The sequence below is a fragment of the Bradyrhizobium sp. ERR14 genome, from assembly GCF_014198235.1.
Lineage (GTDB): Bacteria > Pseudomonadota > Alphaproteobacteria > Rhizobiales > Xanthobacteraceae > Bradyrhizobium.
Window position 1 is genome coordinate 79898 of the sequence record NZ_JACIHD010000015.1, and the last position, 15701, is coordinate 95598.

13 protein-coding genes are annotated in these 15701 nt (G+C 57.6%); 10 read left to right on the forward strand and 3 right to left on the reverse strand.

Annotation, left to right across the window (positions count from 1 at the left end):
- Positions 1-530: 530 nt before the first annotated feature.
- Together GGD62_RS30085 and GGD62_RS30090 are read left to right on the forward strand one after the other, a co-directional pair.
- Complete coding sequence (locus GGD62_RS30085; RefSeq protein ID WP_091956594.1) at positions 531-1280, forward strand: hypothetical protein; 750 nt, start codon at positions 531-533, stop codon at positions 1278-1280.
- A 60-nt stretch (positions 1281-1340) separates the two neighbouring features.
- On the forward strand, positions 1341-2060 hold the full coding sequence (locus tag GGD62_RS30090) for a hypothetical protein (RefSeq protein WP_183236304.1): 720 nt from the start codon (positions 1341-1343) through the stop codon (positions 2058-2060).
- Positions 2061-2329: 269 nt separating this feature from the next.
- Here the strand turns inward: GGD62_RS30090 and GGD62_RS30095 are convergent, their stop codons facing one another.
- Complete coding sequence (locus tag GGD62_RS30095) at positions 2330-4156, reverse strand: NEL-type E3 ubiquitin ligase domain-containing protein (protein WP_183711768.1); 1827 nt, start codon at positions 4154-4156, stop codon at positions 2330-2332.
- 812 nt (positions 4157-4968) lie between these two features.
- Positions 4969-5214: a hypothetical protein gene (locus GGD62_RS30100; protein ID WP_246800350.1), complete on the reverse strand. Its 246-nt coding sequence runs from the start codon at positions 5212-5214 to the stop codon at positions 4969-4971.
- Positions 5215-6578: 1364 nt separating this feature from the next.
- On the opposite strand from GGD62_RS30100, the gene GGD62_RS30105 reads away from it, so the two are divergent.
- From GGD62_RS30105 to GGD62_RS30135, 8 genes are all read left to right on the forward strand, one after another.
- On the forward strand, positions 6579-6857 hold the full coding sequence (locus GGD62_RS30105) for a hypothetical protein (protein ID WP_246800351.1): 279 nt from the start codon (positions 6579-6581) through the stop codon (positions 6855-6857).
- A 1816-nt stretch (positions 6858-8673) separates the two neighbouring features.
- Positions 8674-8916: a hypothetical protein gene (locus GGD62_RS41105; protein ID WP_246800352.1), complete on the forward strand. Its 243-nt coding sequence runs from the start codon at positions 8674-8676 to the stop codon at positions 8914-8916.
- 72 nt (positions 8917-8988) lie between these two features.
- Positions 8989-9321: a hypothetical protein gene (locus tag GGD62_RS41110; RefSeq protein ID WP_409333970.1), complete on the forward strand. Its 333-nt coding sequence runs from the start codon at positions 8989-8991 to the stop codon at positions 9319-9321.
- Positions 9322-10506: 1185 nt separating this feature from the next.
- Positions 10507-11631, forward strand: coding sequence for a molybdenum ABC transporter ATP-binding protein (modC, locus tag GGD62_RS30115; protein WP_183711770.1), 1125 nt, complete (start codon positions 10507-10509; stop codon positions 11629-11631).
- Positions 11632-11685: 54 nt separating this feature from the next.
- Positions 11686-12396: a DUF2478 domain-containing protein gene (locus GGD62_RS30120; protein WP_312014310.1), complete on the forward strand. Its 711-nt coding sequence runs from the start codon at positions 11686-11688 to the stop codon at positions 12394-12396.
- A gap of 323 nt (positions 12397-12719) precedes the next feature.
- Positions 12720-12926, forward strand: coding sequence for a hypothetical protein (locus GGD62_RS30125; protein ID WP_183711774.1), 207 nt, complete (start codon positions 12720-12722; stop codon positions 12924-12926).
- 1101 nt (positions 12927-14027) lie between these two features.
- On the forward strand, positions 14028-14582 hold the full coding sequence (locus GGD62_RS30130; protein ID WP_104461824.1) for a peroxiredoxin: 555 nt from the start codon (positions 14028-14030) through the stop codon (positions 14580-14582).
- A gap of 3 nt (positions 14583-14585) precedes the next feature.
- The gene (locus GGD62_RS30135; protein WP_183711776.1) at positions 14586-15134 is read left to right on the forward strand and encodes a carboxymuconolactone decarboxylase family protein; all 549 of its coding nucleotides are present in this window, start codon (positions 14586-14588) and stop codon (positions 15132-15134) included.
- 232 nt (positions 15135-15366) lie between these two features.
- On the opposite strand, the gene GGD62_RS30140 is transcribed toward GGD62_RS30135, so the two are convergent.
- Positions 15367-15663, reverse strand: coding sequence for a ferredoxin family protein (locus tag GGD62_RS30140; RefSeq protein WP_183257919.1), 297 nt, complete (start codon positions 15661-15663; stop codon positions 15367-15369).
- Between the last annotated feature and the right edge of the window lie 38 nt (positions 15664-15701).

Below are 15701 nucleotides of genomic sequence, written 5' to 3' on the forward strand. Positions count from 1 at the left end.
CTCGATATTCTTCAGCCGAGTGAGAGCTCGTCGTTCGGGGGGCATCCCTCGGTAATTGACGAGCCACTTCGCTATCTGCCGAAAAGACGATTTGATCCAGCACACCTTTGATCTGCCAAGCCACAGCCGAGCCGCGTAGCACCGCCTTCATTGCGCTTCCACCGAGCTCGCAGTCTGACGCTACGTAAGATTCGGTCGCTTCATGCAATCTAGATAGCGGCAGCGATGGATAACCTTTGGCAACCGCAACGACCACCACAGACAGACAGTTGATTCTTGGTGGTGCATTTCCAGTTGCCCACAATCCTCACGTAGATCACGAGCACAAGTGATTTACTCCCCATTCTCAGCCTGCATCGTCGTTGCGATCCAACGACGTCACTTGCTTGATGTTGAAAACGTTCATCAGTTGCAGAGCTCTCGCATCGAAGGTTCATTGCCCCTTCTTTCTGCCATGTTCGCACCCAAAGCAGAGACGCGCCGGTTGCGCACTTTGCGCGCGGCAATAGCGAGTATCTCAGGAGATTTCCATGGTGAAGCCAGTTGTAATTGTGGTCGGCGCGGACAAGGGAGGAGTCGGCAAGACGACCGTATCACGAACGCTACTGGACTACTTCAGCGTCAACAACGTGCAAATACGCGCATTCGACACGGAGTCGCCGCGGGGAACGCTGAAGCGCTTTTATCCCGAGATCACCGAGATCGTCGACATGACGACGACGGCTGACCAGATGAAGATCTTCGATACCCTGAACTCAGGGCTGTCCGTCACTGTGATCGATGCTCGCGCAGGATTACTGTCCTCTGCGTTGGCTTCCTTGCGCGACATCGGATTTCTGGACTCGGCGCGGTCTGGCCAGATCACGTTTGCCGTGTTTCATATCCTGGGATCATCCATCGCTTCGCTAGACGAGATCGCGGAAACCGCGACCTTCATGAGCGGCGCAAAGTACTATCTGGTCAAGAACTTCATCAACGACACTCAATTCTTCCAGTGGGATCAAGCGACCTATAATTCCTATTTTCACCGCATCAAACATGCGACTGAGTTGGTGATACCGAAGCTTAACGAGATGGCTTATGAGCAGGTGGAAGTCGCATCCGTCCCATTCATAGACTTCGTCGCAAACAAGGGGCGGAACGATGAACCAGCGAACAACTCTTTCGTGCTGCGCGGCTATGTACGGCACTGGCTGGCAAACGTCTGGAGCGAGTTTGATCGCATCAACTTGACGGAATTGGCCGGCGCCAAGTCCGCAACCCGGGCCGGCGAGAAGTAGTTCGCTTATTCGGCGAGCTCAGGTCGGGCCCACGTACGAAACAAAATTGATCTGCTGGCTATGTTAGCGACCCCCATCTACATCATCTGCTCTCCTAGCCCGCAGGTCGGTAAAACTCTCATCGCTCGGGCCATGAGCGAGTTCTTGTTGCTGAAAAACGGCACAGCGCTGTCGTTTGATGTCAACTTGAAAGAGCCGTCATTGCTCGACTACCTCCCCAATATCACGGAGACCGCGGATGTGATCGACACCTACGGCAAGATGCAGCTGATGGACCCCCTTGTCATCCACGATCGGGTACCCAAGGTAATCGATCTCGGCTTTCACGCCTTCGACGAATTCTTTAAGATGTGCGATGAGATCGGCTTCATGAAGGAGACGGCGCGCTGCTATGTCGCCCCTATCATCCTCTTCGTCGCGGGCGCTGACCGCATCTCGTTTCGCGGTTATGAAATGCTGCAGCGGCGAATTCCACCGGCGTCGCTGGTCACCGTCCACAATGAATTCGTGCTGCGTGGCGAATTACCTGAAGCGATGGATGGCGAGCGGGTGCTTCGGATTCCCGCGCTTCCTCTGTTCCTCAAGAGATATATAGACCGGCTTAGCTTTTCCTTCACTGGATATCTGCGCAACGAGAAGGACTGGTCCACCGAGCTGCATCAATGGATCCGACGGAACTACAGCATGTTTCGCGATCTGGATTCGAGTGTGATGCTGCGAAAGGCCTATCGATCTCGGGGCACGGATATCGACAGCCTACGTTCCACAAGGGCTACTTGAGATTCCGATCTGCTTGCCAGCTATTCGTCCGGCTATGAGCAGTCTTCAATAGCGTGCTCAACGGGACGCGAGCCCATGAATTGCGGTGTACGAATCTGCAGTGGATTGCCCATCTTTACCGTGACGTCCGCACCGATCACGCGACCGGCAGTGACGGCAGCTCATTCGCCGAATAGCTCATGCAGACACGCCCGTCCTCGAAAGGATCGATGACTGTCTTCACCTGTGAGCGGCTAGGCGGATCGACAGGCCCTTCCATCAGAGGACGCTCATAGATCAAGGCCGAGTTTCCCGAGCACCTGGTGCATGACCGCGCTTTTGATCTCGCGGGCGATCTCGTTTCGGATCTGGGCGCCGAGCACCCGCTCGGCATCGGCATTGCCTGTCAGACCTTCCTCGGCCAGTTGGAGACTCAGACGGGTTTGAAACTCTTCGCCCATAGCGTCGACGAGCCGCTCCTGCATGGCAGCATAATCGTCGGGCGCGATGCGCCTCGTCACGCTTTCCCACGGTTGCCAGCGCGTTGCCAGATAATCGGCAAATTCCGCCGCTTCCTGATTCCGCACCGATGCCCCAGCGCTGGCCACATCGTCCTCGGTCACGTGAGAGACGTTCATGAAGCGCATGGCGGGAGCGATGTGCCGCAGCTCGAGCGGGTCGCGCAGCTGGGTCTGGTAGGCAAGGTAGACCTCGATTTCATCGACGTCCGCGTCGGGATCGGCACGACGAAGCGAGTTGACCCTCTCGCGCGCGATTTCGTCTAGCGCTTCCAAGCGAAACATGACGCGGCCGTGCTGGAGCAGTTCGCCCAGTCGCCCGTCATAGACGCCGTCCTCGACATCGGCGTTCAGGCGTGCGGTCTGCATGCCGTTCCAGGCCAAAGTAACGCGATCCTCGCAGCTCGCGTTCGCTTCCGAAGCCAACTCGAAATATTGCTCGCGCAAACGCGGCCTGACGGCTGCCTGCCGCAAATCTTCGGCGACCGCCTGGCGGAACGCCTCGTTGCCATAGTTCACGGTGCCACGGAGCCTGTCGAGGAAGCGTGCATAGTCCGCGGCCCCCGCTTCATGGCCGAAGTGCTGCCAAGTGGCCATTGCCATGGGCTCGTCCTCGAGCCAGTCCGCGGCAACCTCTTGCAGGGAGCGCGGCTGAACTTCCACGGCTCCATCCGCCGTCGAGAAGAAAACCTGCGGGCCGGCATAGTTTCCGGCATGCATCGCTGTTGCAAGGCCGGCCTGCACCCAATCGGCGAGCGGATTATTCTCCAGATCAACACTCGAGTCACGACTTAGCTGCGTCAGCAGGGTCTCGGGCACGCTGGTCAGCTGGTTGTTGCTGGCGCCGAGCCACAGCAGCTCGGGCGGGACCGTCTCAGGCAGGCTGGTCAGCCAGTTGTGGCTGGCGCTGAGCCATTCGAGCTCGGCCGGAAGAGGCTCGGGCAGGTCCGTCAGCTGATTGTAGTCGACGTTCAGACGCTGGAGCCCGGCTGGAAGCCCGGGCAGGTGGGTGAGGCGGTTGCCGCTGACGTCCAACTCCTGAAGCGTTGCTGGAAGGCGTTCGGGCAAGCTGGTCAGCTGATTGTTGTCGACATTCAGCCGCCGCAATCCCGGCGGCAGCTCTGCGGGCAGCCGCGTCAGCCCATTGCTGATGGCATAGAGCCGCCGCAGCCCAGGTGGAAGCTCGGGTAGGCTGGTCAGCCGATTATTGCTGGCATAGAGCCGTTGGAGGCTCGCCGGAAGGGTCTCGGGCAAGCTGTTAAGCTGATTATCGTCGACATTCAGGCGGCGCAACCCGGCCGGAATGGACGCCGACAACGCGGTCAGGGACAGAGACGACAGATCTAACGGCTCATTGAGATCGTCCGCGCCCCGCCAAGCCCTCGTTACCGCCTGTTGCCGATCCTCATGTTCCCCCTGCCCGTTTTCGGCAGACCACTCCGTCAACATCTCGTCCTGCGAGGCAGCCGCCTCGGCAGCGGACGCCTGAACGTCCGTTAAGGCCTCTCCCCACTGCGATGCGGCCGGAGAGCCCGGTTCGGAGCTTTCCGAATCGAACGTTGCGGAAGGAGTACCAGCGCCAAGCCGTTCTGCATTCATCGATGTCGTCTCTTCGGTAGCAAAATGAAGCAAGCGCGCCGGGGCGGCGCATCGTAGAACTGGTAACCGGCCATGGAGAACGCTCCACCGGCTATCTGCAATGAGGTGCGATCACACAGCGGGGCCGTCACGCACCGTTGGCGCGAATACGCTGTTGCGAGTGCTGTCGAGTAACTTCAGACGGGGCAGCGAACCCAGGCGAAGTCTCGCTCGTGGATCAGTTGATATTGGAGTCTATCTCGGTGTCCCCTGCCAGATCTAGCCCTTTGAGCCGGCTCTGCCAGCGAGTAGCGATGTTCATGATACGAGAGCCAGCTGTCGATAAGCTGACAGACCGCGGAGCGACGAAACTGGACGGCTCCCATCAACTACACAACCTTAGGCTCAGCGCTACGCAGATGAATTACTTCGAGCTGGGCCGACTGGTGCCGGGTGCGGGCACCCTGGCAGCGGGACGCTTAGGCTGGCAACTTTGCTGTCGCTTGCGGAGACGGCTCCACTTCCCCCTGCGTTCAAACGCTTATGCAAAATAGCTGAGCTAAAAAGCTTGCAGCCCATCGCGCCTAATGCCGCTCGGCCTTCTGCGAGACGCGGCGCGCATCCGATGTTAACAACACGGGCTCGCTCAATTTCTCCGATGACGAGTTCCCAGCCATTGACATCGGGCACAAAGACCGGCCCTCCTCCCTCGGCTCACCGTCGCAGATCTCGACAGGCAAGCGCTGATGAGGCCGCACTCGACCCGTACGCGTTCGACTGAATGATCGAACAGCTGCATCTGCACTGGTGCTAAGAATTTCTGTATGCCGAGCTCAATTTAGTCGATCCGCGCCGCGATCAATGAACTCGAGCATCGACTGCGCCTCGTTGATCTCGCGTGAAACACGTTTCAATATCCGTATTGCCATCTCCTCCGTCGCGATCAGTCCCGCTCTCTCGCAGGATAGCCCAAAATGATGCATCACCTGCTCGTCAGAGGGCGCGATACGGTTCTGCAACAAGCTGGTCGTCAATGACGAGAGCATGTGCTCGACGACGTCATTCTCCGCCTGGATCAAGATCTTGTCCTTCTGATTTTCTGTTCGAATGGTCGACGTTGCGCAGTTTCTTGTCGCACTATTGAGAATGCAACGATGTCGCTGGCGCGATCGATTTTGCCTAGCGCCCCCGTGAGACTGGTTTGAATGGACATAACGACCTTCCGAGCTTTCACCGCAGCGCTCTGTGCGGCCATCAGTGCTGCCGGTCATCGCCTCTGGCCGGATATGAATAGTCTATTCCGTTGGAGTATTTGCTTGCGAGTGCGGGCTGTTCACCCAGCGTGCTTTCGCGGGACCGCTAAAAACGCGATTACGGCTGGGTCAGCCATATTCTGCTGCCTGTATCGTTCCACCATCCAGGCCATCTCGCGACTCCAACTGGTCGGTGTACCTTAGCCCGACGTCCCGTGCAGACGATGCAAATGGCTCCCTGGCACGCCGTCCCCATCGGTCTCCACTTGCGATGCGCCATCAACGCCTGCCAAGCGGGCCTTTATCTTTTACGCATCAGCAAGCCTACAACCTGTCGCAGCGTTAGATTCAAGCTATCAAATTGGTCTTCTGAGGCGGACTGTGCACAGCGGATGTCGATAGCAAGATTGTCCATGGAACTCATTTGGCTGGACACTGCGTCTAGCCGACATTTGCCTCAGATTGCCAAGATCCCAATCCCGGCGCGTGCGTCTCTTTCATTGGATGGCGCGTGCCGGGGATCGCAGCCAGGCTGGCTCGCCTTCCTAGAACAATCGTCCCCATGGCTTTCTCATGTTGTTGATGTGGTCCACCTCGCCCATAAATTATTTATTGCGAATGCCGGGTACCACCGCGGGACTGACCAGCATCAGAGAGGAGGCGTTCGCAAGAAGCCGCCGCCGCTTTACGCCGCTAGAGCTCGACATCGCTACGGTCCGACTCGCGAGCTGTGGCCCAAGTCAGGTCGCGCCCAGCGACTCAACAGGCAACAAAGCCGTCAAGCCCTTGCTAGTTCCGACCATGGGGACATGCGTTATGAGTTAATAGTTCCTGCTTGAGCCGTGTGCATGTCGGACATGAATTTAACTGCTCCGGTTCTCAGTTTTTCTTCGCGCACCAATCAATGCTGTGGAGCGCAGGAATTGTGCAAGGCACACGATCGCAACGCCGTGAAAACGCGAGGATCTGCCTCGAATTCTCGTCGCGCGCGCGGTGTAGGGTGATATCGATGATAAGAGTGGCATACCTCGAACTGCTCGCCGAAAGACGGGCGTGAAGTCGCAAGTCCTCGGATGCGGTTGTTCGGCAGGAATGCGGGGCCAAGGAATGGCCGCTCGATGACGATCACCATAATTGATGCTCCAGGGACGAAGTGAACTATATCTGTGATGACTTCAATTGATGATACATTGAGTGAGATCAGATGGCTGCGGAACGAAATCTGGCGCTGCCGTCGATTCCTTAAAAGGGACCTACCTGGCACGGAGCGCAAGGCCGTCGAGAAGCGTCTGCTTGAACAGCTTTCTGCCTTTGAACGGCTCTTGTCGACGGCGTTTCCTTTGACCTTGAGCCCTAAAGTGTATTCGGCCAAGAGCACCACGATCGGGCGAAGCGACTCCCCTGAAGCGCCCATCGAGAACGCCGCAATGGCATCAAGCGGTTCCTTCGAGAAGCCGATGGGCGGCTAAAAAAAGAGATTTCCTAGCTCAATCTGTACCTTGAGCCCGGCACTCGAGACCAAGCTAGTCCCAGCTGAGAAATCTGAGGAAGACCGCGACGGAACAAACGTCCAACGCTAACATTCCGGCGATCTTTTGCCAGTTATAGCGATTTAGCCACCTGACGGAAAATACCTCGTTGCTGACCACACGCCCTAGATTGATCGGCACCACGGATTCCTGCAGATGTCCGGCCGTAACCACCACAGTTTACGCAGATTGTCCTTCCGATCAGTTACAGTGAACCGATGGCAATCTCACGACGGCCGCAAAGTCGGCGAATGACTGCAGCGCTGAAAAAAGCGCAACTGCTGCAGTACGAAATAGAAGTTCAAGCGCATTACAACCTCGTAACACGCGTCGTCGCACTATTGATCGGTGATCGAGGCCAGTCGATTCACGGAGCTCAGTCCCCCTGATAGATGAACTGCGCTCAGCAGCTTCCAGCGCGATCGACTTTCGGCCACCAAGCTGGCCAAATTCCGGCGCCGTCAGTCTGAACACCTCACTGTCGCTCGATTTCTGCAACTGCTGCTCGGACGCTTCACTCTCGATGGAGGACGATCGGAAGCCTGTTGAGACGTCGTCTCGGTCCGTCGTTTCTCTCCGCCGCGGTTGGCATCATGCGGCGGCATTCGCCGCGCAAGTTCTTGAAGTTGTCCCTAAGACAAAATATGGCTACGTCCACATCGCTACGCCCTGTAAAGTGGTCACAGAAGCGCTTCACGTCTGGTCTGCACGACGTGAAGACTTCCTCGGCCCGCCGATCCCGCGCACGAGCGTGTCCTGTGCACCACGTGGCTGCGATCGCGATCACGATCGCAGCTAGGGCGGCTGTACAGCGATGCGCATTGCAAATCCAGCTCATTCCCCGCTCTCGATTCACCAAACCTGTCTTAAGCCGCATATCCTTCACTATTATTCTTCGCCCCGCGAGCGTAATCTGTTTACCGGATGGGCGCCTCGGGAGCCACTGTCGCTGTTGCGGGGTAGCCGCAATGATGACGGCCTCTCGAATCATCTTCCCGCAACACGCTCATTGCGAAGAGCGAGATACAACGGAGATTGGCCGTTTAGCGCTTGTGTGGCGACTGGCTCCCAATATGGTGTTCAGCTACGCAATGCCTACAACCTGACGCTACGGTCGATTCAAGCACTTTGAGCGTCCGGCATGTGTGAATACGTTCTGAGACGGGCATACCCAGTAGGGCAGTAAGACGAACTCCCGACAACTGCAGGCCTGACCGGCTGCCCCGGGTAGGAAGGTCACCGGTGTTGGTGGATGACGCTTGGCCTAGTGTAGAGTTTGAAGGCGAAAAGGGCACGCATCGAGACGATCGGCGACAAGCTGCGTCGACGCAGCTCGCTTTGTCCGCGTCCGAATCAGGCCTTGACGTGCAGAGTCAAAGAGATCGGTACGATGGGTTTCCGAGAAGCACAGAGGTTTGGACCGACAGGCCAGGATACCGTAGCTGGATGGTGATTGCGGCAACCGTCACGTACCGTCGATTCGACAGCCTCAAACCGCCTGCTGCGGTTCACGGTGCGCAATTGCTTCAAACCAGCTCGGCAGCTTCTGCCTTGAGCCGCCCTGTCATGCCGGTTGCTACTAACACCGGCAGCGCGTAAGCGTGGGTTCAGCCTAGCCGGAACTCGGAAGACACCATTTTGTCGTTGACTGCTCCAGGTCTTTCTGCGGACGGACGCGGACGCGCGCTATGTTCACGATTCCACTAGGACAGAAAGCGAGACTTCACATGAGGAATTGTCGGTACGCGAGCTTTCCTTGGCCCGCAGCTTAAGTGTTGTGGCCGCAGCCATTCTGGTTTCGCCAGCAGCAGGCGCCGATGAGGATTTGATGAGCGCCGCCAAGCGGATTTTCAAGTCGATTCCCTCAATCGTTCCAGCGATGAAGGACAATCCTATAACCCATGAAAAGGTCACACTTCGCAAATCCTTGTTTTTCTATCCGAGGCTATCGGCGATGGAGACGGATATGCTCTCACTGATCAGCAAAAAGCCGGGCTGAAGCTACGAAAAGGGATGCTCCTCTTGCCACAACGGAATCAACGTCGGTCGACAGGACTACTTCCCGTTCGGCATGATTGAAAGGCCAGCCGAAAGCTTGCTTCAGAGGGAGGACAAGGGTCGTTTTGCCGCAACCAAGGATCTTGGCGACGAGTATGTTTTCCGCTCGGCGCCGTTGCGCAGCGTCGCATTGCGTCTCCTCTACTTCCATTCTGGTCAGGTTTGGAGTCTTAAGCAAGCGGTTGACGTGATGGGTGAGGTTCAGCCTGGCGCAAAGCTCAGCGATGAAGAAGCTGACGAGATTGTCGCCTTTCTGAATTCGCTCACCGGCCAGCTGCCAAAGATCGATTACCCGATACTGCCCACTCGGACCGTTGCAACCCTAAAGCGCTCCTTAGACAAATAGGCCTTCACGATAGCGGACACGCTTGTTGTGATTAGCGAGGAAGATAGCGCTGCCGCAGCGAAATCAGGCGGTGTCGCGATCCAAGCTGGAGCATTCAGCAGACCCACATTGCGAGCCTCGAGCCCCAACCCGTCCCTCGCTGACGCAAGAATTCCTTACGGGCCTGTCAAATTATCCATCTTTGGCAGCTCAATCCTGGGTCACCTCGCGTTGCAACGAAAGGCCTGCGCGCCCTGAAATGCGCCAGCAACCGGTGCTGCGAGGAAGACGCTCTTCCCTAACTCGAGGGCACAGCATATCACCTCAAGATCAGCCCTTTTTTCCAAGCGCCCGGCAGCCGACCTTCTCCTGCGCGCACATCGGAAGGTTGGCCAAATCGGATGGCATGGACTTGTGCATCATTGACGAGTTTTACGGCCGCGTGTTCGCCAAAGCACCATCTCCAATGCAAGATGCGATGGATCATCCTCAGTGTGCGGTTGGTGACGCGAGCGTCCAAACCCCTACAATAAGATGCGGCGATTTAAGACGTCCGGTGGAAACCGATACAAAGCCCCCTTGCCGTTAGAGGCGGAGATATTCCTTGAAACGGCACGCGGATTGCTGGGTAACGATGACCCAGTTGCCGCGAAGGAAGCGGCCGCGGCGGAGCCGGAGTTCCAATGAGGCTTATCCGATTCATCCTGATCGATCTGGCTTTGATGCTGCTCGCACCCGAGAATGCAGAGGCCATGACCATGGCTACCGGCGCAAACTCCAAATCGGCTACCAAAGCTGTGGGATCCTTGACGCGAATTTCCGGCTCTGAGCCAGTATTCAGCTCTGGCGTGAGCCGGCATGTTTACCGCCAAACCTCTCAAGCCGCGCCATCTGGACATTCAGCAGAAGCCCTCCGCCCGGAGGAGCAGGCTCAGAACCTCGCGCTGCTGGACGGGCGCTTTGCCTCTCATTGGCAAGCGCACTGGGCAGCGTCCGATTGTCAAGATCCTCGCGGCGCGGGGATACTCAACAAGCCTCTGGTCTTAACACCGATCTGCAGTCCGCCGCCGCACCTTATGCCCTCACGCGAGCAGAGACGCCGTTCTGGAGCGGCACAGACTGGATTGTCGGAGGCATGGCCATCATCTGCATTGCAGCGATTGTGTTCGTAAGTTGGATAGGACGATACAGCACAGGCGCAGGTTCATGAGAGAAGCAAAAGCGGGCTATATTGAGGTTGCCTTCAACGACCCTCTCGCAAATATCCCGCTTGATGCGCAATTCAGCCTACCCGCCAAAGGCGTCACAGCAATTTTTGGTCCGCCCGGGTGCGGCAAGACCACACTCGCGCGCTGCATCGCTGGAGTGCAGCGTCTGCCCAGCGGATTTTGTGCGGTCAATGGAGAGATTTGGCAGGATGAGACGACGTTTCGACCGCCTCATCTGCGTCCCGTCGCATATGTATTCCAGCTATCAATTCTTCCTTCTCATTGGTCTGTACGGCGCACCCTCCTATATAAGGCGTCAAAATCGACACCGACACTGATCGATTTTGATGGTGTGGTCGAATTGCTCGCCTTGGCGCCACTGCTCGAGCGTTCCCCATCACATCTTTCCGTGGCCGAGCGACAGCGACTTGCCCTTGGCAGCGCGCTGTTAGGCCAGCCTCGGCTACTTCTGCTGGACGATCCACTCATTGTGCTCGACCGCTCCGCCAAATGCGAGATCCTGCCATTTCTCGAGCGCATGCGGGAAAAGCTCCCATTGCCGATGATCTACATCAGTCATGATATCGCTGATATCGAGCGTTTTGCCGATCATCTTGTCATGATGAAAGATGGCTTCGTGAGTGCGGCCGGGCCGCTCAATGTCGTTCAGAGCGATCCGGCGCTTGCCAGGCGCGGCGAAGCGGCAGTCTGTCTTGATACCTTGGTCAGCGGCTATGACGGACGCTATGGGCTGATCACGCTCCGCCTCAACGGGGCGCGCCTTCTGATACCTGGAGTGCCGCTTAGGCCTGGCGCGCAGCTGCGGCTGCGCATCGCAGCCAGCGATGTCAGCATCGCACGCGAGCCCCCACGTGCAAGCTCTATCCTCAATGTATTTCCGGCACGCATCAAAGCCTCTCTGCCGTTCGACGAGGCGGAGGTCACCTTGGTTCTGGCTCTTGAAACTGGCCGTTCTGGCGTGCCGCTTTTGGCGCGCATCACGCGCCGCTCCTTTGATGCGCTACGGCTCAGCAATGGAGCGGACGTTTTTGCGGAGGTCGCGCGCGCCGTTCCGCTCGGGGCTGCCGAGCGGTGCTTGCAACGCGTGCCACGATCAGCATGAGAGCGTTCAACAGCTATGCCCCGATACGAGAAACACATCAACAGGAACCCCGCCGTGATCGATAATCTGGATGAGATAGATCCGAATAGTGTGGGGGCTATTCTCTACCGTCCAAAAGACGATGTCGATCGGCTACTGGCCGATTTCGCTCAGGATATCGAGCAGCAAGGCGTACGCATCGGCGGCATCGTGCAGCGACACTCGAGGCGCGCAAATGGCACGCATGTCATGCTCGCAATCGACGTTGCGACGGGACAAGAGATCTCGATTTCTCAGCCACTCGGCAGTGGAGCTATGTCCTGTAATCTCGATATAAATGGGCTTGCCGAGGCCGCAGCTGTCGTTTCCCAGGCACTTCGCAACGAGATCGATCTTCTCGTGATCAACAAATTCGCCAAACAAGAAGCCGCTGGCCGCGGCCTGCGCGCCGAATTCGTTGATGCGATCATCCGAGGCGTACCAGTCCTGACAGCCGTTCCGAAAAAGTGCCTTGCCGAGTGGCGAACCTTCACCGCGGGCGTTGGCACGCTGCTGCCTTGCGATCGTCAATCCTTGGAGCAGTGGTGGTGCGATATTTCAACGCGTCGCGCGCAGCGGGGCCTTCAGCCCCAGCTGCGACTATTTGGCGACGACAATAACGGACCGCTTGATGACGACAGTGAGACTGTCGAGCACGTCGTCTCCGACATCGCCAATCAAACTCTTCCACCACCTCCGAAAACAGCCTTAGCTCTGGCGTTCGCTCCCACGCTCTGTGCCACGTGATGCCTCGCGAACGGCCGATTGCGGGCCTTCAATGGCCAGACGTCGCAGTTCAACCAGCCGCACGCGCTAACCAGTTCAAGCCGACATCAACCCCTCAGTTGGTTCTGCAGTGCCTGCCGGTCGACTACGAGATTGCTAAGGTCCAGGTCTGGCTGTCGTCTCCCCGCTAACCGCCTGGCCAGCGCCCGCGCACCGTCGAGCACAAAGACACCGCAATCGTAGCCGTTCCTCTGCTGGCGTATGGAGGCGTTTTGCAGGTTGGCCCCACACGTTGTGCGAGCGTGGCTGCAGGGCTATCATTGCCGCCTGGCGGAGTCGTAGTGGTGGGCTACGGGATTGTTGCGATCGCGGCGGTCCACCAGCAGCAGCGACCAACGGGAGCCGCGGTGATTGAGGTCCGTAGCGCTGGCTTCGTCCACGGGCATGAAGAGGAAGTCGGCTGTATCATTCCCATTCCGATCATCGTCAATGCGATGGAATGCGCGGAGCGCATCCGCCTCGGCCCGTTCAATACCATTCTCCATAGATGACATAACTCTCCATAGCCGCCCAGAGCCACACGCCGGTGCGCTGTCCACAGAGCCTCCAGCGCAAAAACGCCGGCCGACGAGATGGATGCCTGAACAAAAGAGACCCACATCGCACCGAGCTCGCGCATTACACACACTTGCCCAACCTTTCCTGCTGCAGCAGATCGCCCGCCCCTGAGCGGCATCGCTAAAACTGAAACAGTCCAAGAGAAACGAAGGCCAACTTGCTTCATCCCGAAGAGCAACGGCGTTCGCGCACTCTCCCGGGCAAGGTCGAATGAGGCACATCGGGATCGAAATTGGGCTAATCCATCGCCGTTGGAAGAGCTACCGGGATTTGATACTTGCAACGCAACGTTCTGCTTCGCATTCGATTCTTCACGCCAATGCCCTCACATCCGCGACAAACCGCGTCAAGCGTGCACAGCCACATACCCAATGCACCTAAGATCTTGAGACATTGAGGTCTCTCATTTGACCATGAAGCTCAGAGTGATCGCCGCATGCATGATCCGGACTGTACAACCTGACGCTACGTAGAGTCCAAGCCCCAATCGCCGCCGACGGCGAGCCTGGTTGGCTTTCAAGCGTTTCAGGATTCGGCAAACCCTCGAGCCTGGTGATCTACCGCCGCTTCAAGCGCCTCAATGCGAGGAGCCGCAGCCCATGATTACTCGCACCATACTTGGCAACGGCGAGCATCTGGCCTTACTAGCGCAATCTGTTGTCGCGGCGATACAGCCACTCTTGTTTGCGCCAGATGTCGCGCTTCGTCAGGTTCAGTATTTCCATTAAATCTCGGCAGGCCCACAGTCATTTGGCACGTTAATGGCGAGATGAGGCAGTTTGCCCTGAGGGACGCAGAACGGGCTCTGACCAGACGCTTGCAAGCGAACATCTCAGGTGGTCGCGCAAAGCAAGACTGTTTTCATGAGTTCTGCCAAGGAATCGCTTGGCGACAGATTTTTCGCTGATCGACGCTCTAAGCGCGCGGGCTTGCCTGTATCAAGGCCGCTGGTATCCACTCCTGAGAACGGATGGCATATAGCTTGCTTCAACAGTGAAGTCACCTTCTACAGAAAGCAAATTTGTGAGGACAGCATGCTCGGAATTGGAAGTCAGTTGCCGCCGTTCGAAATCACAGGAGTGAAGCCCGGTTTCCAAGCGCAGGAGGAACGAGGACAGAGTGCATTCGAGACGCTGACCGAAGCGAGCTTTCCAGAAAAATGGAAGATCATCTTCTTCTACCCGAAGGATTTTACCTTCGTCTGCCCGACAGAGATCGCCGAGTTTGCCCGGCTTTCCAAGGATTTCGCCGACCGCGACGCAGTTGTACTGGGTGGTTCGACTGACAACGAGTTCTGCAAGCTTGCTTGGCGGCGCTCACACGTCGATCTGCACAATCTACCCATATGGCAGTTTGCCGACACAAAGGGAACGCTCGTCGATGGTCTTGGGGTGCGTTCACCCGAAGGGGTTGCCTATCGTTACACCTTTATTGTTGACCCCCAAAACACGATCCAGCACGTCTATGCGACCAACCTCAGTGTCGGGCGCAGCCCTAAGGACACGCTCCGCGTTCTGGACGCGCTGCAAACCGACGAGCTCTGTCCCTGCAACCGCGAAATCGGCGGCGAAACATTGAAGGTTGCTTGAGGCATGTTGTCGATCGAACAAATAAGCGACAGGATTCCCGATTTCGCGAAGGACGTCAGGCTTAACTTGACCTCGTTGGTGGCCGATGAAACGCTTTCGCCGCAACGAAAATACGGGCTGCTGCTGGCGAGCGCGATTGCCACCCGCAATGCAGCCCTGATTGCCGCGATCGAAGCGGCTGCGTCCGCCGTGATGACGTCTGTGGCGATCGCCGCAGCGAAAGCCGCTGCCTCCGTGATGGCGATGAACAACGTCTACTACCGCTTCGCTCACCTCGTTTCCAACCCGGAATACAAGATGATGCCTCCACGGCTTCGTATGAACGTGATCGGCAATCCCGGCGTGGACAAGTCCGATTTCGAGCTGTGGTCGCTTGCGGTCTCCGCCATAAACGGCTGCGGTGCCTGCATCGATGCCCATGAGAAGACACTGAGAGTCGCGGGCGTCAATTCCGAAGCGATCCAGACCGCCGTGCGCTTTGCCGCGATCATGCAGTCAGTGGCGATCGCAATCGAGGCCGCTGGGCCCAACCCCTCTCAGGCGAGGGGCTGATCTTTCCTCTGCCATCCGATCGACCGCGTTGTGACGCCACTCGGTGACGCCACAACCAGTCCTTCGTGGCTCCCGAAAGAGCCGGACATCGGCAAGTCATGTCTTGCCTGGCGCCCCCATGAAGAGTGTCTTGCTCGAATCCCAGGCGCCGTGCATGTGACGCGGAATACGCTACAGGTACGGTGAGATCCGGTCGCCTAACTCGGTCGCACCATGGCCCTTCGTTCCACCATCACCCAAACTTGAACAGCACTCCATATCCGCCGCGCGGATGGCTCCATTGGATGTCGCCGGTGGGCTCGGCGATCACGCGGCAGGTACCGCACTCGATGCAGCCGTCAACTGTTATCTCGACCTGGCCGTCATCGTTGAGCTCGTAGCACCGCGCGGGGCAGGCTTTCAAAAGTGCAAGTAGCTGCGGCGATGGCGTCGTGTGCGCCCGGACCTTGACGTGAGGGTAACCGACGTCAACAAGATAGCGGTTGTAATACAGCTTATCTTCGACGCGCACTGGGGGTTCGACATTCATGCTTTGACCTTCCATTGTTGGACTTCACACACTGTTGC